At 70.7% G+C, this 24,136-nt stretch carries 27 protein-coding genes and 1 rRNA gene; 15 read left to right on the top strand and 13 right to left on the bottom strand.

Going from position 1 to position 24,136, the window contains the following annotated elements:
• Nucleotides 1-5 precede the first annotated feature (5 nt).
• Nucleotides 6-122, top strand: a 5S ribosomal RNA gene (gene rrf / locus ACH34W_RS53900).
• 41 nt (nucleotides 123-163) lie between these two features.
• Here rrf and ACH34W_RS53895 read toward each other — a convergent pair.
• On the bottom strand, nucleotides 164-1,174 hold the full coding sequence (locus ACH34W_RS53895; protein ID WP_395969079.1) for a saccharopine dehydrogenase family protein: 1,011 nt from the start codon (nucleotides 1,172-1,174) through the stop codon (nucleotides 164-166).
• 102 nt (nucleotides 1,175-1,276) lie between these two features.
• On the opposite strand from ACH34W_RS53895, the gene ACH34W_RS53890 reads away from it, so the two are divergent.
• Nucleotides 1,277-2,161, top strand: coding sequence for an AraC family transcriptional regulator (locus tag ACH34W_RS53890; protein ID WP_395969078.1), 885 nt, complete (start codon nucleotides 1,277-1,279; stop codon nucleotides 2,159-2,161).
• Here ACH34W_RS53890 and ACH34W_RS53885 read toward each other — a convergent pair.
• Both ACH34W_RS53885 and ACH34W_RS53880 read right to left on the bottom strand, forming a co-directional pair.
• The gene (locus ACH34W_RS53885) at nucleotides 2,132-2,644 is read right to left on the bottom strand and encodes a hemerythrin domain-containing protein (RefSeq protein ID WP_395969077.1); all 513 of its coding nucleotides are present in this window, start codon (nucleotides 2,642-2,644) and stop codon (nucleotides 2,132-2,134) included. The genes ACH34W_RS53890 and ACH34W_RS53885 overlap by 30 nt on opposite strands.
• Nucleotides 2,645-2,686: 42 nt before the next feature.
• Nucleotides 2,687-3,799 carry a serine hydrolase domain-containing protein gene (locus tag ACH34W_RS53880; RefSeq protein ID WP_395969076.1) on the bottom strand — a complete coding sequence of 371 codons (1,113 nt, stop codon included), beginning with the start codon at nucleotides 3,797-3,799 and terminating at the stop codon, nucleotides 2,687-2,689.
• A 110-nt stretch (nucleotides 3,800-3,909) separates the two neighbouring features.
• On the opposite strand from ACH34W_RS53880, the gene ACH34W_RS53875 reads away from it, so the two are divergent.
• The 3 genes from ACH34W_RS53875 (at nucleotide 3,910) to ACH34W_RS53865 (ending at nucleotide 6,934) form a co-directional block, all read left to right on the top strand.
• Complete coding sequence (locus tag ACH34W_RS53875) at nucleotides 3,910-4,524, top strand: TetR/AcrR family transcriptional regulator (protein ID WP_395969075.1); 615 nt, start codon at nucleotides 3,910-3,912, stop codon at nucleotides 4,522-4,524.
• The gene (locus ACH34W_RS53870; RefSeq protein ID WP_395969074.1) at nucleotides 4,521-5,681 is read left to right on the top strand and encodes an NADH:flavin oxidoreductase; all 1,161 of its coding nucleotides are present in this window, start codon (nucleotides 4,521-4,523) and stop codon (nucleotides 5,679-5,681) included. The genes ACH34W_RS53875 and ACH34W_RS53870 overlap by 4 nt, the downstream gene beginning before the upstream one ends.
• A gap of 113 nt (nucleotides 5,682-5,794) precedes the next feature.
• Nucleotides 5,795-6,934 carry a serine hydrolase domain-containing protein gene (locus ACH34W_RS53865; protein WP_395969073.1) on the top strand — a complete coding sequence of 380 codons (1,140 nt, stop codon included), beginning with the start codon at nucleotides 5,795-5,797 and terminating at the stop codon, nucleotides 6,932-6,934.
• Here the strand turns inward: ACH34W_RS53865 and ACH34W_RS53860 are convergent.
• A complete protein-coding gene (locus tag ACH34W_RS53860; RefSeq protein WP_395969072.1) occupies nucleotides 6,931-7,692 on the bottom strand; it encodes an endonuclease/exonuclease/phosphatase family protein in 762 nt (253 codons plus the stop codon). The two genes, ACH34W_RS53865 and ACH34W_RS53860, sit on opposite strands and share 4 nt — an antisense overlap.
• Nucleotides 7,693-7,698: 6 nt before the next feature.
• Complete coding sequence (locus tag ACH34W_RS53855; RefSeq protein WP_395969071.1) at nucleotides 7,699-8,292, bottom strand: helix-turn-helix domain-containing protein; 594 nt, start codon at nucleotides 8,290-8,292, stop codon at nucleotides 7,699-7,701.
• Between the two features lie 78 nt (nucleotides 8,293-8,370).
• Between ACH34W_RS53855 and ACH34W_RS53850 the strand changes: the two genes are divergently transcribed.
• The 3 genes from ACH34W_RS53850 to ACH34W_RS53840 all read left to right on the top strand — a co-directional run bounded on the left by ACH34W_RS53850 (nucleotide 8,371) and on the right by ACH34W_RS53840 (nucleotide 10,064).
• A complete protein-coding gene (locus tag ACH34W_RS53850) occupies nucleotides 8,371-8,745 on the top strand; it encodes a hypothetical protein (protein WP_395969070.1) in 375 nt (124 codons plus the stop codon).
• Nucleotides 8,742-9,590, top strand: a complete 849-nt coding sequence (locus ACH34W_RS53845) for a class I SAM-dependent methyltransferase (RefSeq protein WP_395969069.1) — start codon at nucleotides 8,742-8,744, stop codon at nucleotides 9,588-9,590. Before ACH34W_RS53850 ends, ACH34W_RS53845 begins: the two co-directional genes overlap by 4 nt.
• 87 nt (nucleotides 9,591-9,677) lie before the next feature.
• Entirely contained in the window at nucleotides 9,678-10,064 is a 387-nt protein-coding gene (locus ACH34W_RS53840) for an ATP-binding protein (RefSeq protein ID WP_395969068.1), read from the top strand.
• A gap of 40 nt (nucleotides 10,065-10,104) precedes the next feature.
• On the opposite strand, the gene ACH34W_RS53835 is transcribed toward ACH34W_RS53840, so the two are convergent.
• On the bottom strand, nucleotides 10,105-10,734 hold the full coding sequence (locus tag ACH34W_RS53835; protein WP_395969067.1) for a GPP34 family phosphoprotein: 630 nt from the start codon (nucleotides 10,732-10,734) through the stop codon (nucleotides 10,105-10,107).
• A gap of 80 nt (nucleotides 10,735-10,814) precedes the next feature.
• Here ACH34W_RS53835 and murA point away from each other — a divergent pair, with 80 nt between their 5' ends.
• Nucleotides 10,815-12,122 carry a UDP-N-acetylglucosamine 1-carboxyvinyltransferase gene (gene murA, locus ACH34W_RS53830; protein WP_395969066.1) on the top strand — a complete coding sequence of 436 codons (1,308 nt, stop codon included), beginning with the start codon at nucleotides 10,815-10,817 and terminating at the stop codon, nucleotides 12,120-12,122.
• 9 nt (nucleotides 12,123-12,131) lie between these two features.
• Here the strand turns inward: murA and ACH34W_RS53825 are convergent, their stop codons facing one another.
• Entirely contained in the window at nucleotides 12,132-12,929 is a 798-nt protein-coding gene (locus ACH34W_RS53825) for an MBL fold metallo-hydrolase (RefSeq protein ID WP_395969065.1), read from the bottom strand.
• Between the two features lie 49 nt (nucleotides 12,930-12,978).
• On the opposite strand from ACH34W_RS53825, the gene ACH34W_RS53820 reads away from it, so the two are divergent.
• Entirely contained in the window at nucleotides 12,979-13,407 is a 429-nt protein-coding gene (locus ACH34W_RS53820) for a MerR family transcriptional regulator (protein ID WP_395969064.1), read from the top strand.
• On the opposite strand, the gene ACH34W_RS53815 is transcribed toward ACH34W_RS53820, so the two are convergent.
• The gene (locus tag ACH34W_RS53815; RefSeq protein WP_395969063.1) at nucleotides 13,359-14,540 is read right to left on the bottom strand and encodes an FAD-dependent oxidoreductase; all 1,182 of its coding nucleotides are present in this window, start codon (nucleotides 14,538-14,540) and stop codon (nucleotides 13,359-13,361) included. The two genes, ACH34W_RS53820 and ACH34W_RS53815, sit on opposite strands and share 49 nt — an antisense overlap.
• 62 nt (nucleotides 14,541-14,602) lie before the next feature.
• On the opposite strand from ACH34W_RS53815, the gene ACH34W_RS53810 reads away from it, so the two are divergent.
• Complete coding sequence (locus tag ACH34W_RS53810; protein ID WP_395969062.1) at nucleotides 14,603-15,235, top strand: TetR/AcrR family transcriptional regulator; 633 nt, start codon at nucleotides 14,603-14,605, stop codon at nucleotides 15,233-15,235.
• Here ACH34W_RS53810 and ACH34W_RS53805 read toward each other — a convergent pair.
• Together ACH34W_RS53805 and ACH34W_RS53800 are read right to left on the bottom strand one after the other, a co-directional pair.
• A complete protein-coding gene (locus ACH34W_RS53805; protein WP_395969061.1) occupies nucleotides 15,227-15,838 on the bottom strand; it encodes a TetR/AcrR family transcriptional regulator in 612 nt (203 codons plus the stop codon). The genes ACH34W_RS53810 and ACH34W_RS53805 overlap by 9 nt on opposite strands.
• A gap of 9 nt (nucleotides 15,839-15,847) precedes the next feature.
• Entirely contained in the window at nucleotides 15,848-16,546 is a 699-nt protein-coding gene (locus tag ACH34W_RS53800; RefSeq protein ID WP_395969060.1) for a crotonase/enoyl-CoA hydratase family protein, read from the bottom strand.
• A gap of 101 nt (nucleotides 16,547-16,647) precedes the next feature.
• Between ACH34W_RS53800 and ACH34W_RS53795 the strand changes: the two genes are divergently transcribed.
• Nucleotides 16,648-17,511: an SDR family oxidoreductase gene (locus tag ACH34W_RS53795; protein ID WP_395969059.1), complete on the top strand. Its 864-nt coding sequence runs from the start codon at nucleotides 16,648-16,650 to the stop codon at nucleotides 17,509-17,511.
• Nucleotides 17,512-17,533: 22 nt separating this feature from the next.
• On the opposite strand, the gene ACH34W_RS53790 is transcribed toward ACH34W_RS53795, so the two are convergent.
• Nucleotides 17,534-18,706 (bottom strand): pyridoxal phosphate-dependent aminotransferase, encoded by a 1,173-nt coding sequence (locus ACH34W_RS53790; RefSeq protein WP_395969058.1) that lies wholly within the window; start codon nucleotides 18,704-18,706, stop codon nucleotides 17,534-17,536.
• An 82-nt stretch (nucleotides 18,707-18,788) separates the two neighbouring features.
• Between ACH34W_RS53790 and ACH34W_RS53785 the strand changes: the two genes are divergently transcribed.
• The 3 genes from ACH34W_RS53785 to ACH34W_RS53775 all read left to right on the top strand — a co-directional run bounded on the left by ACH34W_RS53785 (nucleotide 18,789) and on the right by ACH34W_RS53775 (nucleotide 23,008).
• Nucleotides 18,789-19,724 carry an aldo/keto reductase gene (locus tag ACH34W_RS53785; RefSeq protein WP_395969057.1) on the top strand — a complete coding sequence of 312 codons (936 nt, stop codon included), beginning with the start codon at nucleotides 18,789-18,791 and terminating at the stop codon, nucleotides 19,722-19,724.
• 71 nt (nucleotides 19,725-19,795) lie between these two features.
• Complete coding sequence (locus ACH34W_RS53780) at nucleotides 19,796-21,412, top strand: acyl--CoA ligase family protein (protein WP_395969056.1); 1,617 nt, start codon at nucleotides 19,796-19,798, stop codon at nucleotides 21,410-21,412.
• A gap of 81 nt (nucleotides 21,413-21,493) precedes the next feature.
• A complete protein-coding gene (locus ACH34W_RS53775) occupies nucleotides 21,494-23,008 on the top strand; it encodes an FAD-dependent monooxygenase (RefSeq protein ID WP_395969055.1) in 1,515 nt (504 codons plus the stop codon).
• Here ACH34W_RS53775 and ACH34W_RS53770 read toward each other — a convergent pair.
• Both ACH34W_RS53770 and ACH34W_RS53765 read right to left on the bottom strand, forming a co-directional pair.
• Entirely contained in the window at nucleotides 22,988-23,578 is a 591-nt protein-coding gene (locus ACH34W_RS53770) for a hypothetical protein (RefSeq protein WP_395969054.1), read from the bottom strand. The two genes, ACH34W_RS53775 and ACH34W_RS53770, sit on opposite strands and share 21 nt — an antisense overlap.
• A 95-nt stretch (nucleotides 23,579-23,673) precedes the next feature.
• A complete protein-coding gene (locus ACH34W_RS53765) occupies nucleotides 23,674-24,081 on the bottom strand; it encodes a DUF2795 domain-containing protein (protein WP_395969053.1) in 408 nt (135 codons plus the stop codon).
• Between the last annotated feature and the right edge of the window lie 55 nt (nucleotides 24,082-24,136).

The following is a 24,136-nucleotide window of genomic DNA, read 5'->3' as shown; positions in this document are numbered from 1 at the left end:
GGTCGTTCGGTGGTTATGGCGAAGGGGAAACACCCGGTCCCATCCCGAACCCGGAAGTTAAGCCCTTCAGCGCCGATGGTACTGCACGGGAGACTGTGTGGGAGAGTAGGACACCGCCGGACACATACAGGTAGAAAGGCCCCGCCTCACGGCGGGGCCTTTCTCATTTCACCTGCCAGGTGACTCCGAAGGGTTCCAGGAAGTTCAGGAAGTCGGCCGGATCGAAGGCCTCTGCGGGTGTCCGGGCTCCGCGCGGAGCGCCTCCTTCGGCCAGACGCCGGGCGCCTTCGACGGCGATCACGGCGGTGAGGCGGTAGGCGTCGAGGCCTGTCACCCAGCCTTGTGCTTGACCACCCTGCGCATCGGTGGCCTCGGCGAGCATGAACCATCTGCCCATGGCTCGTTCCTCCGCATCCGGAACCTCTGGCACACTCTCGATCACGTCGGCGCCCAGAGACAGGAAGAGCTCGGCGACTTCCTCACGGATTGCACTGCGCACGCGTGCCGCCTGGATGTGCCGGGGTGCCAAGGCCACGCCGGGCAAGGCGAAGTTCCGCACGGCGACCTCGGCCTCCTCTCCGGGAACCTGGATCGTCGATCGGGCGCCCGCGTTCACCGGATGCCAGTCGCCGTCGGCGAATTCGAGCGGTACCTGGGTGGCGACCGCAGCCATTGACCGGGCCGTGCCTCTGGAGGCGGCACCTGGGCCGCGGAGGTCCGCGATGAGCAGGTCCGCGGGGGAAGCCTCCAGGCGTTCGGCGGTGAGACGGGCGATCAGGTCGCCGGGGGCTCCGTCGTCGGCCATGGCGGGGACGATGGTGATTCCGCTCTCCTCGCGGAAGGTGGTGAGGATGTGGTGGACGTAGCGTTGCTCTCCGGCGGTGTCGACGTAGTGGGCGCCGGCGGCTATCGCGGCCCGGACGACAGGCTCGCCCCAGAGGGTGAACGGCCCGGCGCCGTTGACGACCGCATCGCAGTCCTTGAATGCCGCGGCGAGGGTGTTCACGTCCTCCAGTCCCGCGACCCGGACATCGTCCGCCTCGACCTCCGCGGCCACCCGGCGAAGGCGTTCCTCGTTGCGGCCCACGACCACGGTCGTGACACCACGGCGGTGCAGTTCATGGGCGGCAAGCCCTCCGGTGAATCCGCTTGCTCCATATACAGCGATCTTCATGGGAACCACGCTAGGGAGAGTCGACGAGACTCCCTATGCTCCAGGATCCAGGAGCCATATCCGTTCGTCTCATGAAGGTGGATATGCCTATACGCTCGATGCATGGACGTGCTCAGTGACGCGATCGGGGCGATGCGGCTCGGCCGGCCGCATTCCTCACGTACGGTCCTGGAGTCTCCTTGGGAGATCCACTTCGAGCCTCAGCAGGGAGCCGGGTTCCATGTGATCCTTCAGGGCTCCTGCCGGCTGATCCCCGCTGTGGGCGAGCCGATCCTCCTGGGCGTGGGAGACGTGGCGTTCATGCCGCGCGAGCTGGGCCATGGCATCGCATGCCCTGAGGATGCCGGCGTCACGCAGATGCTCTGCGGTGCGTACGGCCTCGACCAGGCCAGAGCCCACCCGCTGTTCGCCGAGCTCCCGGAGGTCGTGCATCTCCCGGCGCGCGTCGGCCGTCACCCGTCGCTCCAGGGCGCGATCGAGCTGCTCGGACAGGAGTTGGACCGCGACACCCCGCTCGGCGGCGATGCCGCGTTGCCCGCCTTGCTCGATCTGCTCCTGCTGTATCTCGTTCGGGCCTGGTACGACGGCCGGCCCGGTGACACGGCGACCGGCTGGGCCGCTGCGCTCCGGGACCCGGCGGTCGCAGCCGCCCTGCGCGGCATCCACGAGGAACCCGAGCGCCTCTGGACGGTCCAGTCGCTGGCCGGTCACGCGGGCCTGTCCCGGGCGGCCTTCGCGCGGCGGTTCACCGAGCTGGTCGGATCGCCACCGCTGGCCTACCTCACCTGGTGGCGCATGACGATGGCCGCGCGCCTCCTGCGCGACACCGACCTGCCGCTCCGCGCCGTCGCCGTCCGCACCGGCTACACCTCGGAGTTCGCCTTCGCCAGGGCGTTCAAACGCGAGTTCGGCGCCGCGCCAGGTCAGTACAGGCACGCGCCGCGACAGCGTGAGCCGCTAGGTGCTGCGCAGGAAGTCGGGTCGTGACTCCGTCCAGCTTGGAACCTTCAGCTCGTTGAGGGCGGTGACGATGCGCCGCTCCTCGAACGTGAAGTGCGACTCCATGATGGCGGCGAGGCCGTCGAGCTCGCCGCGCACCTTCGCCGCCTCATCCTCGCCCAGCTCCGCCGGTTCGCTGAGACCGCCGACGAGAGCCTCGATCTTGCGGAGGATCCCGTCCACCAGCTGATGGTCCTGCTCCAGCTGTTCGATCACGGGACGCAGCTCGGGGAACTGCTCGGCGAGGGCGGGGAAGGCCCCCGCGTCCTCGCCGGTGTGGTGACGCTCCAGCGCGGAGCAGAACGTCAGACAGTGCGCCCGCAGCTCGCGCGGGCGCTCGCCCGTTCCGTCGAGGAAGGCATCGACGTTGTCCTGGAGACGGGCGAGCTCCTCGCGGAGCCACAGGTGGACTTCGATCAGCTGGGTGCCGAACGCCGCGAGGCGGCCGTCCGGATCGGCGTGCGTGGTCATCGCCGCCGATTATGCCGGACCGTGCCGGCTTTGCCTGACTGCTCAGAACGCCTTCCTGACGAGGGTGACGAGCTCGGCCGAGGTGGCGAAGTCGCCGCTGACGGTGTTCTTGGTCAGGGCGAACGCGACGCCGGTCGAAGGGTCTCCGAAGCCGAAGCTCCCGCCGGCACCGCCCATCCCGAAGGCCGTGGGGGAGTCGAGCGACGAGTCGACCGGCAGGCCGAGGGCGTATCCGAGCCCCCACGTGGCCGGGTTGCCGAAGACCTCGTCGGTGCCGCTGATCGACACCGTGGTCACCTCCTCCAGGCGTTCCGGCGAGATCAGGCGGACGTCGTCGACCTCGCCCATCATTGCCGCCAGCATGCGGGCGGTGGCACGGGCTGAGGTCTTGCCGCCCGCCGGGATGTCCGCGACCAGGACGTCCGTGCGGTTGCCGAACTCGGCGGTCGGGAAGAGCTCCATCGGCCCGGCCCGGAACATGGGGGAGTCGGCAGGCATCTCCGGCCACTCCTCGCCTGCGCCGTCATCGCCTGCCGCGTCCTCCAACGTGGCGAGCCTGCCGTGCTCGGACTCGGGCATGCCGAAGTAGAGCTCGCCGTCCACGCCCAGGGGCACGGCGTTGTCCTCCCGCAGCACTTGGGAAATGGGCTTCCCAGTCGCCCGCCGCACGACCTCGCCCGCGATATAGCCGAAGGTGTAGGCGTGGTAGCCCGTCTTCGTCCCCGGCTCCCACCACAGTTCGGCGTCGGCGACGGCCGCGCACATCTTGTCCCAGTCGCAGACGTCTTCGACGGACGTGTCCAGCGGGATGCCGGGGACACCCGCCGAGTGGTCCAGCACGTGTCGCACTGTCACCTTGTCCTTGCCATGGGCACCGAACTCCGGCCACACCTCGACGACAGGCATGCCGTAGTCGAGAACACCGCGTTCGGCGAGCACGTGCACGACGGCTGACGTCGCGGCCTTGCCGATCGAGAAGTTGTAGAAGACGGTGCCCGGGGTGACGGAACGTCCGGTCGCGGCGTCCGCCACGCCCGCGACCGCCTCGACCACCGGCTCGCCATGGCGGTACACGGAGACCTGGAGGCCGCGTTCCGCGCCCGACTCCACGAGGCGGTCGAGGGTCTGCTGTACCTGCTTCTGGATATCGCTCATACAGGGGAGACTCTCGTCCGCCCGCAAAGTCATCGCTCCTCGGCGAAGACCGTCCATCGCTGATTCAATCAGTGATTGACGCGTAGGTGACCCGGTGTTTCACTGGGCGGGTGCCGCCTGAGGAGCATGTCCGCCGCCGCCTGCTGGACGCTGCCGAAAGCCTCTTGCGCGATCGGGGATACGAGAGTCTTTCGGTCCGCGCGGTCAACAGGGCGGCGGGGATGAACCCCGCCGCCGTCCACTATCACTTCGGGTCGAAGCATGCGCTGGTCACCGCGTTGCTCGAACGGCGCCTGAGGCCGGTCTGGGACGGCCGGCTGGCCGACCTGGACAAGCTCGCCGGGGCGGGCACGCCGCCGGACATCAGCGATCTCGCCGCGTTCCTGGTCGAGCCGATGGCGCGGCTCGCCACCGACGAGGACGAACGCTGGGCCCTGGCGCTGCTGGCCCGGCTCGTCCTGACGGACGCCGCGCTGCCCTGGCAGTCACCCTGGTCGGCTCCCGGACCCTGGATCGCAATGATCCGCCGGGCTCGGCCCGAGCTGCCCGCCGGCGTGGCGGCGGAACGCTGGCGGCTGGCGCGGGACCTGGTCCTGGTCACCTACGGCGCGCCCCTGGCAGAGCCGGGTGAACGGCCCGCACCGCCTTCTCCGGAGGTGGTCACCGCGTTCGTCGCGGCGGGACTCGCCGCGCCCCATCCCCGCGCGGAAGGTAACGGCGCATGACCAAGGTCTTCGAACCGGCCCGCCTCGGACCTCTCACTCTTCGCAACCGCGTCATCAAGGCCGCGACGTTCGAGGGGAGGACTCCGCGCGGGGCGGTCACCGACGAGCTGATCAGATTCCATCGCGGCATCGCGGCCGGTGGCGCCGCGATGACGACCGTGGCCTACTGCGCCGTGGCACCAGAGGGGCGGACGGAGCGGCGGCAGATCCACATGAGCCGCGAGGCGGTGCCCGGCCTGATCCGGCTCGCCGAGGCCGTCCACGCCGAGGGCGCCGCGGTGTCGGCTCAGCTCGGCCACGCGGGACCGGTCGCCGACGCCCGTTCCAACCGGGCGCCCGCGCTGAGCGCCTCCCGGCGGCTGAGCCCGCTGACCGGGCGCTTCATCCAGGCCGCGAGTGCCGATGACATCGACCGCGTCACCGCCGCACACGCCGACGCCGCCGTGCTCGCCGCGGAGGCCGGGTTCGACGCCGTCGAGCTGCATTTCGGGCACAACTACCTGATCAGTTCCTTCCTGAGCCCGCGCCTCAACCGGCGCGGCGACGGCTGGGGCGGGACGCTGGACAACAGGGCGCGCCTCGGCCGTCAGGTGGCCGAAGCGGTGCGGGCCAAGGTGGGCACGCGCATCGCGGTCACGGCGAAACTCAACATGGACGACGGAGTCCGCGGCGGCCTCCGGCCGGACGAGAGCCTGCGGTTCGCCCAGATGCTGGAGGCGGACGGGCACCTGGACGCCATCGAGCTGACGGCGGGGAGTTCCCTGCTCAACCCGATGTACCTCTTCCATGGAAGGGCGCCGGTCAAGGAGTTCGCGGCCGCCTTCCCGCAACCACTGCGTTCAGGGCTCCGGCTGTTCGGCCGTTTCTTCCTGCGCGAATACCCGTACACGCCGCTCTATCTGTTGCCGCTGGCGCGCGAGTTCAGAACGGCCCTCCGTATGCCGCTGATCCTGCTCGGCGGGGTCACCGATCACGCCGGGATGACGCGGGCCATGGAGGAGGGCTTCGAGTTCGTGGCCATGGGCCGCGCGCTGCTCATGGAGCCCGATCTCATTGAACGAATCCGGCGAGACACCTCCACCGCCTCGGCGTGCATCCACTGCAACCGCTGCATGCCGACCATTTACCGGGGGACACACTGCCCTCTCGCGGGTTGACCTCCACCTGAGTCGAGGTCCTACCGTCGTGCGTGACGGAGGCGGCGAGGGAGCGCCAAGCGCAGCTTGTCCGTTGGACAGGACGGCTGGGTGGGGGCTGAGAGAATGCGGGCATGGGGATGAGCAGTGAGACGGGCAGTGAGACGGGCCCGGCAGAGATCGTGCGGCCGGGTTTCGAGGCCGTGCGTGAGCTCTTCGCGGAGATCGCGGCGACGCGGCCGCAGGTGAACGCGGCGCTCGCGGCGTACGTCGACGGCGAGCCCGTCGTCGATCTGTGGACCGGTCCCGCCTACCGGGCCGACAGCATCCAGGGTGTCTACTCGGCCACCAAGGGCGCGGCCGGCATCGCGCTCGCCCTGCTGATCCAGCGCGGGCTCCTCGATCCCGACGCGCCGGTCGCCGACTACTGGCCCGAGTTCGCCGCCGCGGGCAAGGATGCGATCACGGTGCGCGGGCTGGCGTCCCACCAGGCCGGGCTGGTGAACGTGGACGGCGGGTTCACGTTCGACGAGTTCACCGGGCACACACGGCTGGCCGAACGCCTCGCGGCGCAGCGGCCGTTCTGGGAGCCGGGGACGGGCCACGGCTATCACGCGCTCACGATCGGCACGCTGGTCAGCGAGCTGTTCCTGCGCGTGACCGGGCAGCCGGTCGGCGAGTTCTTCCGGCGGGAGATCGCCGAGCCGTACGGCGTGGACTTCTTCATCGGGCTGCCGGAGCGTGAGGAGCCGCGGGTCGTGCCGAGCCTGCCCATCGACATCGGGGGAGACGGCCCGCCGCCGTTCGACATGCCGCCGTTCTTCCGCCAGGCGATGAACATCGGCGTGGACTTCGAAGGAGGCAGCAACCTGCCCGGCCTGCGGTCGTTCCGCGCCGCCGGGGTGGCGTCCATCGGCGGCTTCGGGAGCGCCCGCGGCCTGGCCAGGCTCTACGCCGTCGCCACCCAGGAGGTCGACGGCCGCCCGCCGCTGCTCACCCCGGAGACCCGGGCGGCGGTCGCCGAGGTCCAGGTCTCCGGCGCTGACCTGGTGCTGCCGTTTGCGACCACGTACTCCATGCTCTTCGAGCTGGCCGCTCCCACCGCTGGGCCTGGGTCGTTCGGCCACTCGGGCGCCAACGGCGCCCTGGCCTACGCCGATCCCGGTCTCGGGCTCGCGTTCGGCTACACGACCGACACGCCCAGCTCGGTAGGCGGCGCCGATCCGGTGACCGCCGACCTCTCGCACGCCCTCGCCGCCGCCATCCGCCCCTAACACCCGGCTCGCCCGGCTCGTTCGGCGTGGAGTTCGGCCGCGACTCCGTAGTGGTCGGACAGGTAGTCGCAGCGGCCGTCGGGCAGCCTTACACGATCCTGGAACACGAGCTCGGCGCTGCCCGTGAACCCGCGTACGAAGACATGGTCGATCGGGGGAAAGGGCGTGCTCCCCGGCTCTGGCCGGAACGTCGGCCGCGTGTCGTTCTCCAGGAGGTCACGCATCCCCGACCTGGCCGCGAACTCCTTCAGCAGCGGCGATTCGCGATGCACGTTGAAATCGCCTGCCGCGACTACGGGAAAGTCCTTCGGGATGCCGGCGATGATGCCGCCGAGCCGATGCAGTTCCCCTTCCAGCACCGGCCTGTAACGGCTGCCTGGGGACCAGTCGCCGTCCCGGTTGTAGGTCAGGTGCGTGTTGACGACGGCCAGATCCCCGCCGGGCGCACGGACGCGTGCCACCTGCACACCTTTGCGCATGAGAAACTCCGGACGGGGCGGTCCCGCCATGGAGTACGGCGTGAACTGGAGGCGCTCGATCGGCCATCGCGACAACATCACCAGTCCGCCCTTGAGCATGAAGACTCCGTTCGCGGCGCAGTGCGGGAGACACCGGCGCACGAGCGGCAGGTTTGGGCGGTAGGCGAACTCCTGCAGGCAGACGATGTCGTAGTCGTCTCGTTCAAGCTGGTCGGCCAGGCCACGCAGACGCGACCGTGCGGACCCGCGGAAGAGCGTGTTGAACGTCAGCAGTCTCATCCGGCCTCAACCTCGCAGAGATCCTGGCGTACGGCCCAGGAGACGGCGTGCGAGCCGGGTGAAATGGGCCTGGTCAGCGAAGTGGCCCGCGTTCGCCGCCATCGCGGGGGAGACGGTGCCGAGCTGGGCCACCGCGTGCCGGAGCCGGTGCCACTGGCGGAGACGGACGAGCGGGATCCCCACCGCGCCGTGCACGAGGCCGCGCAGTCCGGACGGCGACAATCCGACGTCGTCGGCGAGCGTCATGATCGAGGGCCGGTCGAGCCGCTCGAGCACGTACGCGAGACGCGGATCGAGTGCGGGCGGTGATCCCAGAAGCGGATCGAGGGCCTCACGAAGGCCGTCCGCGTCCGCGAGGTCGAGCAACCGGCGTACTGACCGTTCATCGAGCTGCCGTACCCTCTCGCCTCTGCCCGGGCCGGTCCTCCAGAGATCCACGAAGACCGCGAGGTAGCCGGTCGTGGTCGAGCACGTGTGCGCGTGCTGCGGCGGGATGACCAGACCCGGAGCGCTGACGGCCCGCCTCCCGTCCTCCTGGGCCGTGGTGGCGCCGCCGTCGCAGAGCACGATCTTCCAGGCGGGATGTGCGTGCCTCGTCACCTGGGCAGCGTGGTCTTCCCCGAAAACGGTGGCAAAACGTTCAATACGCAGTGTCCCAGTCGTTTCCATGCTCACGTCATGGAATCTATCGCTGCGTATGTCCTCGGGTTCTTCCTCCTCGTGGTCGGCTCCACCCACTGGCTGGTCCCCCGCTATTACTTGAGGCTGGTGCCGGCGTGGACGCCGTATCCCAGGTATCTGGTGGCGTTGAGCGGGGCCGCGGAGGTGATCATCGGGGTCCTCGTCCTGCTGCCAGGCACCCGGTCCCCGGCGGCATGGGCCGCCGCCGCGCTGATCACCGGGTATCTGGTGTCCCACATCGACGCGCTGGTACGGGCGGACGCCGCCAAACCGTGGATCCTCGACCGCCCGGCGGGCGCTGCCGCCCGGATCGTGGTGAACGCCGGTTACATCGCCTTCGCCGTTGTCGTTGCGATGGAGAATTCACGGTGAGTGAGGAGGGTATCACTGGTCGTATGAAGGTCAAGGTCCAGACCGGTTTCACGCCGGTTCAGGCGACACTGTACGAGACGCTGGCCGGGCGGGCCCTGGACAGCCGCGCGCGGCGGCCCATCCTCGGAGATCCGACGGCCGTGGACACGGTCCGGAAGGTCGACTTCGACTTCAGCCGGCTGAAGATCGGCAGCGGCTTCGTCACCCGGGTGGCCATCCAGACGCGATATCTCGACAAGGCGGTACGGGGCTTCGTCACCGCCCATCCGGACGCGGTCGTCGTGGACCTGGGCGCCGGGTTGGACGCCCGCATCTTCCGTGTGATCCCGCCCTCGTCCGTGGCGTGGTTCGACGTCGACTTCCCCGAGGTCGCCGCCGCCCGGCGGCGGGTCCTGCCGGAGCATCCGCAGGCGCAGCAGATCGGCACCTGCCTCACCGACCCGCGCTGGCTGGACCAGGTCCCGGATGATCGGCCGGCCATGGTCGTCGCGGACGGTCTGCTGCCGTTCCTGACGCAGGAGGAGATCAAGGCCCTCGTGAACCGGCTGACCGGGCACTTCCACCGGGGGGAGTTGGCGTTCAACGGTGACCACCCGAGCGTCGCGGCGCTCGCCAGGTACCTCCCCGCCATGAAGAAGGTCGCCGCCCTGGTGCGGTCGGCCCCGTTCGCCGACCCGCGCGAGCCCGAGTCGTGGGCCCCGCGGGTGCGGCTCATCCAGGAGACCAGCCTGGCGCACGTTCCCGAGGTCGCCCTGTTCCCACCCGCCATCCGGCTCGGGACGCGGCTCGCCGGGCGCAGCAGCACGCTGTCACGGTCGGTGAGAGTCCTCAGATACCGCTTCTGAGTCCCGTCCCGACTGATCACCTGACAAGGGATCTGTTACACATCGTAATGGGACATGTCCATGAAGTATTCAGGGTAGAACTGCCACATGGGGGCCATGGTGGTGCTGGGAACGGTCACAGCGGACCGGCGGCCCTCGACGGTCGAGTTCCTGCGCCGGTATGTGGACGGCACTCTGGACACGGCGGGAGTGGACGCGGAGGACGCCCGGCTCGTGGTCAGCGAGCTCGGCACGAACGCCGTCACCCATGGCTCGGGTGAGCTGGTCGGGCTCTTCGTCGCCGCGGACGAGGACTGTGTCCGGGTGGAGGTCACCGACGGAGGCAGCGGAAGCCCGCGGGAACGCCGCGCGGAGGCCGAGGACGAGGGCGGCCGCGGCCTGATGATCGTGACCGCGGTCGCCGAGCACTGGGGGGTGCGCCGCGACGAACGCGGCACGACCGTATGGGCCGAGGTGGCCCGCAAACCGCGCTGATCAGCGCTGATCCAGCGCTGATCAGCCCTAGATGGGCGCGCTAGATCAGGACGGCGTGCGCGGCTGCCGCGCGGAGCACGCGGCCCACCGCCGTCCCGGCCCAGTCGTGTTCGGTGACGCGCTCGACCCGTTCGCGCAGCTCCTTGCCCTTGATGCCGAACAGCCGGCTGGTGAGGCCGGACGCGTGCGCCAGCGCCAGCAGCGTGGTGGTGCGGTCGTCGGCGTGGCCCGCGTCGAGCGCGGCGGCGAGCCGGGTGCGGATCTCCAGCTCGGGTCCGGCGTCCCGCTCGGGGTAGCGCTTGCTCGGGATGAGCCCGAGGATGCGGAACGCCTCAGCGTCCAGGATGCCGCGCTCGGTCAGGCGTGCCAGCCGCTGTTGGGCGAGTTCGTTGTCGATCAGGCGGCTCACCCACCAGTCGGGTTTGCGGGGCTTGGTCTCACGGGCGATCCGGGCGAGCACGGCGTCCAGATCGGCGTTGTCGAGCGAGCTCACGTCGCTGACGGTGACGTGGTCGTCCGCCAGCGTGATCCGGCCGGCGAGCGACAGCTCCGCCAGGAAGGCGCCGGCCAGCCCGGCCCGGACCACGGACGACTGGACGAGCAGGCGTCCGTCGTTCTCCCGCAGGGCGAGCAGGAGGAACTCGTCGGCGAGGGGCAGCGCACACTCCATAGGTGTCTCCTGTCCTAAAAATCGTCGGCAAGAATGAGACGTACTCCGGAAGGGACCGGTTCGGGCCATAGGCTGCACGGGTGACCGAGAAGCTGTGGCAGATCGAACCTTCCGGACCGCTGCGCGGGGACGTCACCGTCCGTGGCGCCAAGAACGCGGTCAGCAAACACATGGTGGCGGCGATGCTCGGCGGCGCGCCGAGCACCATCCGCAACGCCCCCGACGTCGGCGAGGTGGGCATCACCGCGGCGATGCTGGAGCACATCGGCATGACGGTCGAACGCTCCGGCGGCGAGATCACGGTCGTGCCGGGACCCGTCACCGACCCGAGCGTGGCCAAGGCGTTCACCGGGCTCAACCGCATCCCGATCCTCATGCTCGGCCCGCTCCTGCACCTGGCCGGCGAGGCGTTCGTGCCCCTGGTCGGCGGCGACCCGATCGGCCGCCGGCCGGTCGACTTCCACGTGGACGCGCTGCGCGCGTTCGGCGCCGAGGTGGAGATCGCCGAGGACGGCATCCACGCCCGCGCCAAGCGGCTCCGCGGTACGCGGATCAACCTGCCCTACCCCAGCGTCGGCGCGACGGAGACCGTGCTGCTGGCCGCCGTGCTGGCCGAGGGCCGGACGGTCATCCGCAACGCCGCCACCGAGCCGGAGATCATCGAGCTGGCGCTGTTCCTGCAGCGCATGGGCGCGGGCATCGAGTTCAGCCCCGACCGCCGGATCGTCGTCGAGGGCGTACCCGAGCTCAGCGGTGCGCAGACCCGGCTCGCCGGCGACCGTATCGAGGCGTTCTCCTATCTGGTCGCGGGACTGGTCACCGGTGGCGAGGTCCGGGTGCACGGCTGCCCGCAGGACCGGCTGGTCACGCCGATCACCACGCTGGCGCGGATGGGGGCCCGGTTCGAGATCACCGACGACTGGATCATGGCGTCGGCGCCGAATCTGCTGAACCCCGCCGCCGTGCAGACCGACACCCATCCCGGGTTCGCCACGGACTGGCAGACGCCGCTGATGGTGTTGTTCACCCAGGCCGACGGCATGTCGGTGCTGCACGAGACGGTGTACGAGAACCGGCTGGCGTACGTGCCCGCGCTGCAGAGCATGGGCGCCGAGATCGAGGTGTACGACACCTGCCTGGGCGGCCCCGCCTGCCGCTACCACGACGCGGGCGCCAAGCACTCGGCGGTCGTGCGCGGCATCTCCAAGCTGCGCGGCGGCGACGTCACGATGCCCGACATCCGGGCGGGGTTCTCCGCGGTGCTGGCCGCCGCCGTCGCCAACGGCCCGTCCACGCTGCGCGGCGTGCACCACATCGAACGCGGCTACCACCACCCGGTCGAGCAGTTCCGCGCGCTCGGCCTCAACCTCTCCAGCCGGGCGGTCTAGCCGGGCGGTCTAGCCGGCGAGCCGGGCGAACTCCCACGGGTCGTGGGCGGAGAAGACCGTGACCTCGTCCCCGTGGTCGCGCACGAGCTCGCGCAATCGGGCCTGCGTGCCGAGCCGCAGGTCGTGGTGGACCTCGGCGTTCGTCTGCACGAGGTCCATCAGCGGGTGCGGGTGGGGGCTCGGCTGTAGCTCGCGGTGGTAGTAGTACGCGTCGCCGCAGTGCAGGAGCCAGCGGTCACCGTCCTGGACGGCGACACCGGCGTGACCCGCGGTGTGCCCGCCGAGCGGGATCAGCCGGATCCCCGGCGGCAGGCCCTTCGGCTGGACAGAGGTGAAGCCGAACCAGTCGTCGCCCGGCTCGGGGCTGTAGGTGACCCAGTTCGGGCCGTGCGCCCAATGGGCGGGCCGGTAGCGGCGAGTGGGGGCCTCCGCCAGCGCCGCATCTAGTTCGGCGGCGAGCACATGGACGTGTGCGTCCGGAAAGTCCGGAAGGCCGCCGCAGTGGTCGACGTCGAGGTGGGTCACGATGATGTGCCGCACGTCCGAGGCCTGGAAACCGAGCCGCTCGATCTGGCGTACGGCCGTCTCCTCCTCGCTGAGGACGGGCTGAGCCATCTCGACCCACTCGGCGCCGAGGGTACCGTCCGGATCCCGCACGTCGTCGAGCCCCAGGCCCGTCTCGACGAGGACCAGCCCGTCGCCGGTCTCGACCAGCAGGCAGTGGTTCACGGCGTGCGCGGGCGGCGGCCCGCTGTAGGTGGCTTCGATCTCCCGGACGGACCCGCAGTTCAGGTGGTGAATGTTCATGACGGCTAGAGTGCGACTTGAAGCGCGCTTCAAGTCAAGGGGGACGATCATGTTGCTGGACATCGCCGAGGTCGCCGAACGCACCGGACTCGCCCCGTCGGCCCTCCGGTACTACGAGAAGGAGGGCCTCATCGAGTCCAGCGGCCGCAACGGCCTGCGCCGCATCTACCACCCCGACGTGCTGGAACGGCTCGGCCTGATCACGTGCGCCCGCAGCGCCGGATTCTCGATCGCGGAGATCGGCCGGTTCCTGGTCGCCACACCCGAGGACGGGCCGATCCTGCGCGAGCGCATGGGCCGGAAGGCCGCCGAGTTGGACCACAAGATCGACCAGCTCGTCCGGATGCGCGCCAGCCTCCGCCACGCCGCGACCTGCACGCACGAGCCCATGGTCGACTGCCCCGACTTCAAGCGCGCCGTCCGGAACGTCTACGCCCCCGAAGAGACCGCAGAACGCCAGCCTGCCGCCACTTCGTGAGTGAAGAGCCACGCGGTGGCGCGTTCGTAGAAGAGCTTGACGAACACGGGCATCACCGCGTTGCGAAGGCGGCGCCCCACCGGGCCCGCTGTCTTGGCATCCCGGTTGGCGCTCGCTGACTTGACCAGCTTGGCGATCCGCTTCCGGCGGGCCGCGTCGTACGCCGCGAGGGCGGCCGGGACGTCCGGCGCGTCCTCCAGCGACCGGGCGAGCACGACCGCGTCCTCGATGGCCATGGATGCTCCCTGACCGGCGCCCACCGGGTGGCCGGAATCGCCCACCAGCACGATCCGCTCGTCATGCCAGACGGGGACTTCGGCGAGGACGTGCATGAGCGTCGGCCGCTGCATCGTCGCCGCCGCGCCCAGCAGGGCCGACGGCACCTCTTCGTGCCGGTAGACGCCCTTGAGAAACTCCAGATCGACCGCGTCCAGGTCGGGCTCCTCCGCGGCTGAGACCTGCGCCGCCCACCAGACGTCGCCGCCCGGGACGGGGATGTAGGCGAACGCCCCGTTCCGGCCGAACACCATGTTGAACGTGCCCGGTTGGCTGAACGTGCCGGCGTCCACGCCGCGCGTGACGCCGGAGACGGTGTAGAGGCCCGCGTACACCGGCTCGGGCGCTCCGGTGTCGAGGATGCGGCGTGTCGCGGACCAGATCCCGTCGGCCCCCACGAGCAGGTCGGCCTCCGCCGTCCGCCCGCTCTCGAACTCGGCGCGGACCTTCGCGCCGACACGGGTCGCGCCCACGAGCCGTTCACCGGTGACGATGTGGGCACCCGACTCGACGGCCTTGTCGCGCAGCGTCTCGACGAGGTGCCCGCGCATCAGGCTGATGCTCCGCAGCGGCTCGTCTGACAGGCGACCGCGCGGCGTGTCGCCCAGCAGGCGGCCCGAGTCGGCCCACAGCCGCTGCCGCTCCACCTCGAAACCGGCTGCCTGGACCGCCTCCAGGCAGCCGAGCGCGTCCAGCGCCTTGAGCCCGTTGGTCGCCAGGCTCAGGAACGAGCCGACCGTGCCGGCCGGGTCGGCGTACGCCTCGTACACCGTCACCTCGGCTCCCGTGCGCCGAAGTGCGAGCGCGCTCGTTGTGCCCGCCACTCCGCTGCCCACCACGATGACCTGCATGTTCATCTCCTGAATAATGATTCACTGAATCTATATTCGGTGAATTTAAGCTCAGTATGATGTCGTCCGTGAGTGAACGTCAAGGGGGAGTGCGCAAGGCGAAGGCGGCCGAGACCCAGGCCGCGCTGAAGGACGCCGCCCGCCGCCTGTTCATGGAACGCGGCTACCTCAACACCAAGATCACCGACATCACGGCCGCGGCCGGGCGGGCCACCGGCTCGTTCTACGACCACTTCACGAGTAAGGAGGAACTGCTCAAGGCACTGATGGCCGACATGGAAGGGCAAGCGGACGCCGAGATCGAGTCGGCCGGGCATCCGCGTGATCACGACCTGACCGACCGGGGCCAGCTGCACGATCACCTGGCGATCGCCTGGAACGTGCTGCGCGACAACCTTCCCGTGGTCGTGGCCCAGATGCAGTCGGTGATCGCGGCGAGGCCGGCCTCCGGGCTCGCGTGGCGGAGCCTGGCCGCGGAGACCGAGACCTTCCGCGACCATCTGGAATTCCTACGGGAACGCGGGAATCCCCTGCCGGGCGATCCCACCCTGGTCGCGGCCGCGATGGGGGCGATGATGTCGATGTTCGGCTATGCCGTCCTCACCGCCGGCGAGCACGGCCCGGAGGCCACCGAGGACGAGATCGTGGACACGCTGACCGACCTGCTCCTGCACGGCCTGGCCGGTCCCGCGTCAGCCTGAGGGGTCCGCAGACTCCGGTGCAAAGCCGTCGATCATTGCGTGGACCGCCAGGCCCCAGCGGCGGTCCACCGACGCCTGGGAGGTGCCGAGCCAGCCCGCGGTCTCCTGCGCGGCCATGCCCTGGGCGAGCGCGAGGAGAACGTGGGCCGCGTCGGTGGGGTCGCCGCTCATCTGGCCCGCCGCGACGCAGCGACGCACGCCGCCGACGAAGAACTCGCGGACCGCGGCGGCGGCCTGGAGGTCCTCGGCCCCCGGATCGAACTCGGCGAACGGGCGGGCGAACATCACCTCGGCGAGCACGGGGTTGTCGAGGACGAAACCGCGGAAGACCTGGACGACCCGCTCCAGATCGGCCCGCGGGTCGTCGGTGGGCGCGCCGTCCTCCAGGCGGTGCAGCAGCCGCCGGAACCCCTCGAAGAAGATCTCGCGCACGAGCCCGGCCTTGTCGCCGAAGAGCTCGTACACCGCGGGGACGGAGGTGCCCGCGCCCTGCGCCACCTTGCGGGCGGTGAAAGCGGTCACCCCTTCGTCGGCGAGCATCGCCATCGCCGCCTGGAGGACCCGGTCTCGCAGCTCGGGCGTTCGCAGCTTGGCTCTCGGCACGCGGGGACCCTATCGGGCGGCGCCGGCCCGGAAAGTGAGGGAGTCGGCGTCGATCGCCTGGCGCACGCCCGCCAGGGCACCCTCGCGGGCTCGCAGCTTGGTCGCCGCGTGCGCCTCCATGTCGAGGCCGGCCATCGCCACTGCGGCCGTCCGCGCGGCCTCGGCCAGCTCCGTCGCAGGCACGATCTGGTCGAGGAATCCCGCTGCCACGGCGCCCTCCGGCTCGAAGGCCTCGGCCAGCGTCACGGCGCGGTTGAAGGCGGCGGGCGTCAGCCGCTGCCGGAGGAGCTCCACCGCCGCGCGCGGCACCGTGATCCCGATCGCCACCTCGTTCGCGCTGATCCGGTACGACCCGGTGGCGCCCATCCGGTGGTCGCCGGCGACCAGCAGGAACGAGCCCATGGCGATCGCGTGGCCCGTGCAGGCGACGACGACGGGATAGGGGAACGACAGGAGCCGGGCGGCGAGCTCGAACCCGCTCCGGACCATGTCCAGCGCGGCGGCTCCGCCCGCCCGCAGCGTCGGAAGGTCGAAACCCGCGGAGAAGAGACCCTCACGCCCGGTCAGCAGGACCACCGCCCGGTCGGCCAAGGCCCGGTCGAGTGCCGCGTCGAGCTCGGCGAGCATCCGCGGCGACATCACGTTCACCTTGCCGTCGTCCATGGCGATCGTGGCGACGGATCGCTCCAGCGTGTATGTGACGACCATGCGCCGACCCTAACCGGAACAACGTTACGGAATCAAGTTCCGATTCAACCCCGGCTCATATGGGACATAGATTGGCCTAAATGGCGCCTAACGTCGGCACCATGAAGATCTTGGTGACCGGCGCGACCGGATTCGTCGGGCGGAACGTTGTCGGCCAGCTGCTCCAGAGAGGCGTACGCGTCCGTGGGCTGACCCGTGACCCCGCCTCCGCAGGTCTGCCCGAGGCCGCCGAGGTCGTCCGGGGCGACCTCACCCGCCCGGACACCCTGGCCGGCGCGTTCGAGGGAGTGGACCGCCTCTACCTCTTCCCGGTGGAGGAGACCGCCGGCGAGGTCGTCGCCATGGCGAAGCGGGCGGGGGTGACGCGCATCGTGGACCTCTCCGCCGCGTCCGTCACCGTCGGGTTGCACACCAACCCGGTGGAGCAGGTGGTCGAGGAGTCGGGCCTCGAGTGGACGCACCTGCGGCCCGGCGGCTTCATGGCCAACATGTTGCAGATCTGGGCGCCCTCCGTCCGTGCCGAACGGGTCGTGCGTTACCCGTTCGGCGACGAGCCGCAGAATCTGATCCACGAGGGCGACATCGCGGCCGTCGCGGTCACGGCTCTCCTGGAGGACGGCCACCACGGCGCCGCGTACACCCTCACCGGACCGGCGACGATCACGACCCGCGAGCAGGTGCGGGCCATCGGCGCCGCACTGGAGGAGGAGGTCCGGTACGAGGAGGTCACGCGTGAACAGGCCCGGGAGCTGATGAAAACCCAGGGCGGCTTCGCCGCCGAGGCCGCCGACCTCATGCTCGGCTTCGCCGACTACGGCGGCGAGGAGGCGTCAGGGGAGGGCGGCTACTCGGACCAGGACTGGTCGGCGCTGGACAAGCCGTGGCCCGACGTTGAGCGGGTCCTCGGGCGCCCCGCCCGCACCTACGCCGAGTGGGCCCGCGATCATGCGGCGGACTTCCGCTGACTCAGGCGATTGCCCCAGGCGCTCAGGGCCCGTCCGACAAGGCCCGTCCGAAGCGCTCACCCAGGTCGGCTAGGCGTTCCACCGGTTCGTTGGCGAAGACGAGACGGAGGTAGTGATCGCCGCTCGGGCCCCAGCCGTTCATCGGCGTGGCGGCGACCTTGCCGTGCTGGAGGAGGCGACGCGACAGCTCCCCGGGGGACAGGCCGAGCGGCCGCGTGTCCACGAGCAGTGACCAGCCGCCGTGTGGCCGGACGACCGGATGGCCGGCGAGCTGGTCGAGGACGACCTCGCACCGCTCGCGCCACACGGCGGTCGCCGCCGCTACATCGGCGTCCGCATCGGGGGCGGCCAGCGCGGTGGCGACCGCGTTCTGCGCGATGCCGACCTGGCAGACGACGTTGGTCAGGCCGACCAGGCGGATGTCGGCGAGGATCGGCGCGGGCGCGGTGACCCAGCCGACCCGCCATCCGATCATCCGGAGCTCCTTGGCCGCGGCGCCCACGGTGATGGTCCGCTCGGCCAGTCCCGGCACGGCGGCGACGGGATGGCCGGGCGGGCGGCCGTCGAAGCGGATGCGCTCCATCGCCGCGTCATAGATCAGCCAGGCGTCGTGGCGTTCCAGCGCCGCCGCCAGCGCCTCCCAGTGCTCCTGCCCGAGCACGAGGCCGGTGGGCATCGCCGGGCCCATCATGAGCACCGCGCCCGTGTTCGGCCCGACGGCCTCGGCGAGCCGCTGCGGGTCGACCGACCAGCCCTCGGGGGACGCGTCGCACGGGACGAATCGCGTGACGCCGCCCGCGAGCCGTACGCGGTTGACCAGCCCGGCGTAGATCGGATCGCAGAGCACGACCTCCTGCCCCGGCTCGATCGTCGCCAGCAGCACGTTGAAGACGCCGTTGAGACCGCCCGCCACGCTGACGCACTCCGTGTCGGGATCGTAGGCGTGACCGGCGATGCGGCCGACGTGCGCGGCGGCGGCCTCCAGGAGCGAACGGTGGCCCTGGAACGGCAGGTAGCTGTTGGCGTCGTCGTCATCGACGGCGGCGCGGGTCGCCTCGAGCGCCACCGCCGGGGGCCGCAGGTCGGTGTCGAGGTTCTCGAGCCGCAGCAGATCGGGGTCGTGCGCCGCGTCGGCCGCGTCCCCGACCTTGTCCACGCCGATGCCCGGGATGGCGCGGAGTCTGGAGACGGTCATGACCCGATCATGCCCCGCGGTCCTCCGGTCAAAGATCGGAAATCTTGGAATAGTGCTCGGGGGTGCCGGGTTGCCGGTCTGTATGGGACACATCGGCAACACTGACCTGGAAGTACGGCCGTTCGCGCTGGGCGGCAACGTCTTCGGCTGGACGGCGGACCGGGACGGCTCGTTCGCGGTACTGGACGCCTACACCGAGGGAGGCGGCAACTTCGTCGACACCGCGGACGGCTATTCCGCGTGGGTGGAGGGCAACTCCGGCGGGGAGTCGGAGACCGTCATCGGTGAGTGGATCAGGGCGCGCCGCAACCGCGACGACGTCGTGATCGCCACCAAGGTGGGGGCGCATCCGCGGTTCCGCGGGCTCAAGGCCGACACGATCAAACGCGCCGCCGAGGAGTCGCTGCGCAGGCTCGGCACTGACCACATCGACCTCTACTACTCGCACTTCGACGACCCGGAGACGCCGGTGGCCGAGACGCTCGGCGCGCTCGACCAGCTGGTCCGCGAGGGCAAAGTGCGCTACATCGCCGCCTCGAACTTCACCGCCGAACGGCTCGCCGAGTCGCTCTCGCACTCGGAGGCTGAGGGCATCGCCAAGTACGTGGCCTTCCAGCCGCACTACAACCTCGTCTCCCGCGACACCTACGAGGGCGAGCTCGCCGAGACCGTGCAGGCGAACGGCCTGGCCGCGCTGCCCTACTACGCGCTCGCCTCGGGCTTCCTCACCGGCAAGTACCGTCCCGGTCAGAAGGTGGAGAGCGCGCGGGCCGGCATGGCCGCCGAGTACCTGGCGAGCGAACGCGGGCAGAGGGTGCTCACCGCCCTCGACCAGGTGGCCGGGGAGCAGAACGCCGAGATCGCAACCGTGGCGCTGGCCTGGCTCAAGTCCCGGCCCACCGTTGTCGCGCCGATCGCCAGTGCCCGAACGGTCGAGCAGCTGGGCCCGCTGCTCGCGGTGGCCGACGTGGATCTGACGTCCGGGCAGATCGCCCTGCTCGACGACGCCTCCGCCTGACCAGAGGTGATTCCCTCGCCCGGCCGGTTGTTCTAGCGTTCATCTCGGCGCGAACGACCTCTGGAGGACCAATGGAGACCGGACCGGCCTACACCCCGCTCACCCCGCTGTCGTTCCTGAAACGATCGGCGGAGGTCTTCCCCAGTAAGACAGCGATCTCTTACGGGGAACGCAGCGAGACGTACGCGACGTTCGCCGCTCAGGTCGTCCGCGTCGCACGGGGTCTTCAGGCCCTCGGCGTCGGGCCGGGGGACCGCGTCGCCTATCTCGCGCCGAACGTGCCGGAGATGCTGGTCGCGCACTTCGCCGTGCCGCTGGCCGGGGCGGTCCTCGTCGCGATCAACACGCGGCTGGCGCCCGAGGAGGTCCGCTACATCCTCGATCACAGCGGCGCGAAGGTCCTGGTGGTGGACTCCGGCCTGCATCCGACGGTGGCGCCGCTGATCGGCGGTCTCGCCACCGTGCGGGAGATCGTGACCGTCACCGATCCGGCGTCCGGCGCGGCGCCCGATCCGGCCGTGGGCGGCATCGTCTACACCGACCTGCTGGCCCAGGGCTCGGACGAGCCGCTGCCCTGGGAGGTCGCCGACGAGAACGCGATCATCTCGATCAACTACACCTCCGGCACGACGGGGCGGCCGAAGGGCGTCACCTACACGCACCGCGGCGCGTACCTCAACGCCCTCGGAGAGGTGACGCACTCGCGGCACACCCCGGACAGCGTCTACCTGTGGACGCTGCCGATGTTCCACTGCAACGGCTGGTGCACGCCGTGGGCGCTCGCTGCCATCGGCGGAACGCAGGTCTGCCTGCGGGCGGTCGACGCCGGACGCATCTGGCAGCTGATCGACGACGAGGGCGTCACCCATCTGAACGGGGCGCCCACGGTCCTGGTGACCATCGCGAACGCCCCGCAGGCCCACCCGCTCGAACGGCCGCTGGTCGTGACCACCGCGGGCGCGCCGCCCAGCCCGACGATCATCGGCCAGATGGAGGGTCTCGGCGCCCGCATCGTGCACGTCTACGGCCTCACCGAGACCTACGGCCCCTACTCGGTCTGCGAGCCGCAGCCGGGCTGGTCCGGGCTGGAGGCGGCCGAGCGCGCCCGCCTGCTGGCCCGCCAGGGCGTCGGGATGCTCCAGACGGACGGGCTGCGCGTCGTGGACGCGGGCGACAACGACGTGCCGTGGGACGGGGAGACGCTCGGCGAGATCGTCATGCGCGGCAACAACGTCATGGCGGGCTACTACCGCGACGAGGAGACCACCGCCAAGGCGTTCCGCGGCGGCTGGTTCCACTCCGGCGACCTCGGCGTCCGCCACCCGGACGGCTATGTGGAGCTGCGTGACCGGTCGAAGGACATCATCGTGTCCGGCGGCGAGAACATCTCCACCGTCGAGGTCGAGCGTGCGATCGACTCGCATCCGGCCGTGCTGGAGGTCGCGGTCGTCGCGGTGCCGGACGAGAAGTGGGGCGAACGGCCCAAGGCGTTCGTGATCACGCGTCCGGGCGCCTCGGTCACGGCGGACGAGCTGGTCGAGCACGTGCGGGGGCGGCTGGCGCGCTTCAAGGCGCCCGACCGGATCGACTTCGTCACCGAGCTGCCCAAGACCTCCACCGGGAAGATCCAGAAGTTCCAGCTCCGGGAGAAGGAGTGGGCCGGGCACGACCGCCGCATCAAGGGCTGACCGAATCCCTGCGAAGATGTGCATAGCCCGTCGTGAGGGGGAAGGCCGCCTACGAACCCTGATCGAGATCGGAGGCGTGCGATGCCTGCCACCGGGAACGTGCTGATCGTGGGGGCGGGCCCGACCGGGCTGCTCCTCGCCGGAGATCTGGCGGACGCCGGTGTCGCCTGCACGGTGCTGGAGCGCCGTGCGGAGGAGCTCAACCTCACCCGCGCGTTCGCCGTGCACGCGCGCACCCTGGAACTGCTCGACGCCCGCGGTGTCGCCGAGGAGCTCGTCGCCACCGGGCAGCGCGTCGGGCGCGTCAACCTCTTCGGGCGGGCCGCGCTGGATCTGACGCGGCTGCCGAGCCGGTTCCCGTACGTGCTGGTCACACCGCAGTACGAGACGGAGCGGGTGCTGGAGGAGCGAGCCCTCGCCGCGGGGGCGGAGATCGTGCGCGGCGCCGAGGTCACCGGCCTGCGGCAGGACGCCGACGGCGTCGAGGTGGACGTGCGATACGGCGACGGCACGACCGGCGCGCGCCGCGCCACCTACGCCGTGGGCACGGACGGTGTTGGGAGCACGGTGCGGCAGGCGCTGGGCCTGCCGTTCCCCGGCAACTCGGCGATCCGCTCGGTGATGCTGGCCGACGTGCGGCTGACCGACGAGCCGCCCGAGGTGCTGACCGCCGGCGCGACGGGCGACGCCTTCGCGTTCATCGCTCCGTTCGGCGACGGCTGGTACCGGGTCATCGGCTGGAACCGGCACCACCAGGTGCCCGACACCGAGCCGGTCGACATGGACGAGCTCCGCGACGTCGTGCGCCGTGCGCTCGGCACCGACCACGGCATCCACGGCGAGCGCTGGACCTCGCGGTTCCACAGCGACGAGCGCCAGGTGCCCCGCTACCGGTCCGGGCGGGTGTTCCTCGCGGGTGACGCCGCGCACGTGCACTCCCCGGCGGGCGGGCAGGGCATGAACGTGGGGATGCAGGACGCCGCCAACCTCAGCTGGAAGCTCGCCGCCGAGCTGCACGGCTGGGCGGGGCCCGGCCTCCTGGACACCTACGACGAGGAACGGCATCCGGTGGGGCGGCTCGTGCTCCGCGGCAGTGGCGCGGCGCTGCGCGCGGCCCTGGTCGAGCCGCCCGCCTTCCGGTTCGCGCGGACCGTCGGCGCGGGAGTGGCGACAAGGTTCCGGCCGGTGGCCCGGCGCCTGGCCCGCGCGGTCTCCGGCATCGCCGTCTCCTACCCGGCGCCGCCCGGGGCCCATCGCCTGATCGGCAGGCGCGCGCCCGACGTACCGCTGTGCGGCAAGCCGTCGCGGCTGTATGAGGCGCTCCGGGAAGGGCGTTTCGTCCTCGTCGTCGCGGCGAACGACCCGGCGGTGACCTACCTGGCGACCAGGAGCTGGACGGACCGTGTGCACTGCGACGTCGCGAACGGTGTCACGCACACGACGGCGCTGGTCAGGCCGGACGGGTATGTCGCCTGGGCGACCGACGAGACGGCTCCCGACCGGCGGGCCGCCGCGATCCGCACCGCGCTGACGCACTGGTGCGGGGCCCCCGTCGACCACCATCACTCACACGGCTCAGGGAGTCTCCTGAGCTGAATCGTGCTGCTGAGCTGAATCGGGCAGTTGAGGTGAGGCGGGCTGCGTGGGTGAGGCGGGCTGCTGGGGTGAGGCGGGCGCGGCGACGGCCACGGTCACCTGGCCGGTCTCGTGCTGGAATGAGAGCCGCTCGGCGGGGAGCCAGCGCACGTCGGTGTCCTTGGCGATGAGGAACTCGGGCGCCCCGCCCGCCGCGGCGCCGAGCCGGACGCCGACCACCCGCCAGCCGGGACTGTCCACACCGTCGAGCACGGTGGCGTGCAGGCCGGGCGGCAGCGCGACCAGCCCGTCCGGTCGCCCGGCGGCGATGCCGCGCGCCAGCGCGTCGCTCGCCGCGACGACCGACCAGATGAACCCGGCGCCGAGCACGAACGCCAGCTTCTGCGCGCCCGACAGCCCGTGCCACGGCCCGCTGTCGCCGAGCTGGTCCAGCAGGAAGAACGTGCCGATGAGCGCGACGGCGACCGTGCCCAGCCCACGGGTGACCAGCAGCGTCCCGGATTTGATGGCCTCGTTGGCCGGATCGCCGGCGACCATCTTCTTGATCTTGTCGATGGGTGGTTCCGCCATGATCGCCTCCACGGGCCGGGGGGTGCTCCTTCCAGCGTCGCACCCGGCCCCGGTCCGTGACAGGCGTTCTTCCCCCGTGGATCAGAAGCGGTGGATCAGAAGCGGCGGTTCTCCTGGCCGATGCCGAGCTCACTGGTCACGTCGGCAAGGTTCTCGTACTGACGGTTCGGCAGGTTTCTCAGCGCGGCGACCGCCCCGTCGGGCGCACCCTGGGCGGCGGCGTGCTCAGCGATCTCCCTGCCCGACGCCGGATAGTGCACGCCGACGATCATTCGCGCGAACGCGGCACGTTCCTCCACGTCATCCGGTGTCATCCCGGGAGGGGTGCCCTCTTCCCTGGGCGTCGTCCCGGCGGTCGGGTCACGGCCGGTGTCGGTGGACACCGGCTCCGTCTCCTTGAACTCCTCCGCGTGCGTGGGATGGCCGCCGCGCACCAGTCCCTCCGTTTCGTGCTCCATCTGGTCATCCAGCTTCGGGCCGTGCTTGCTGCTCTTGTCAGTCATGGCCTTCTCCCTTCACGCCGACTCCCTTCACGCCGACTCTGTTAACGCCGACATG

This window comes from Actinomadura sp. 6N118 (genome assembly GCF_044326415.1).
GTDB lineage: Bacteria > Actinomycetota > Actinomycetes > Streptosporangiales > Streptosporangiaceae > Spirillospora.
Note: the sequence above shows the minus strand (reverse complement) of the source record. Positions and strands in the feature narration are given on the sequence as shown.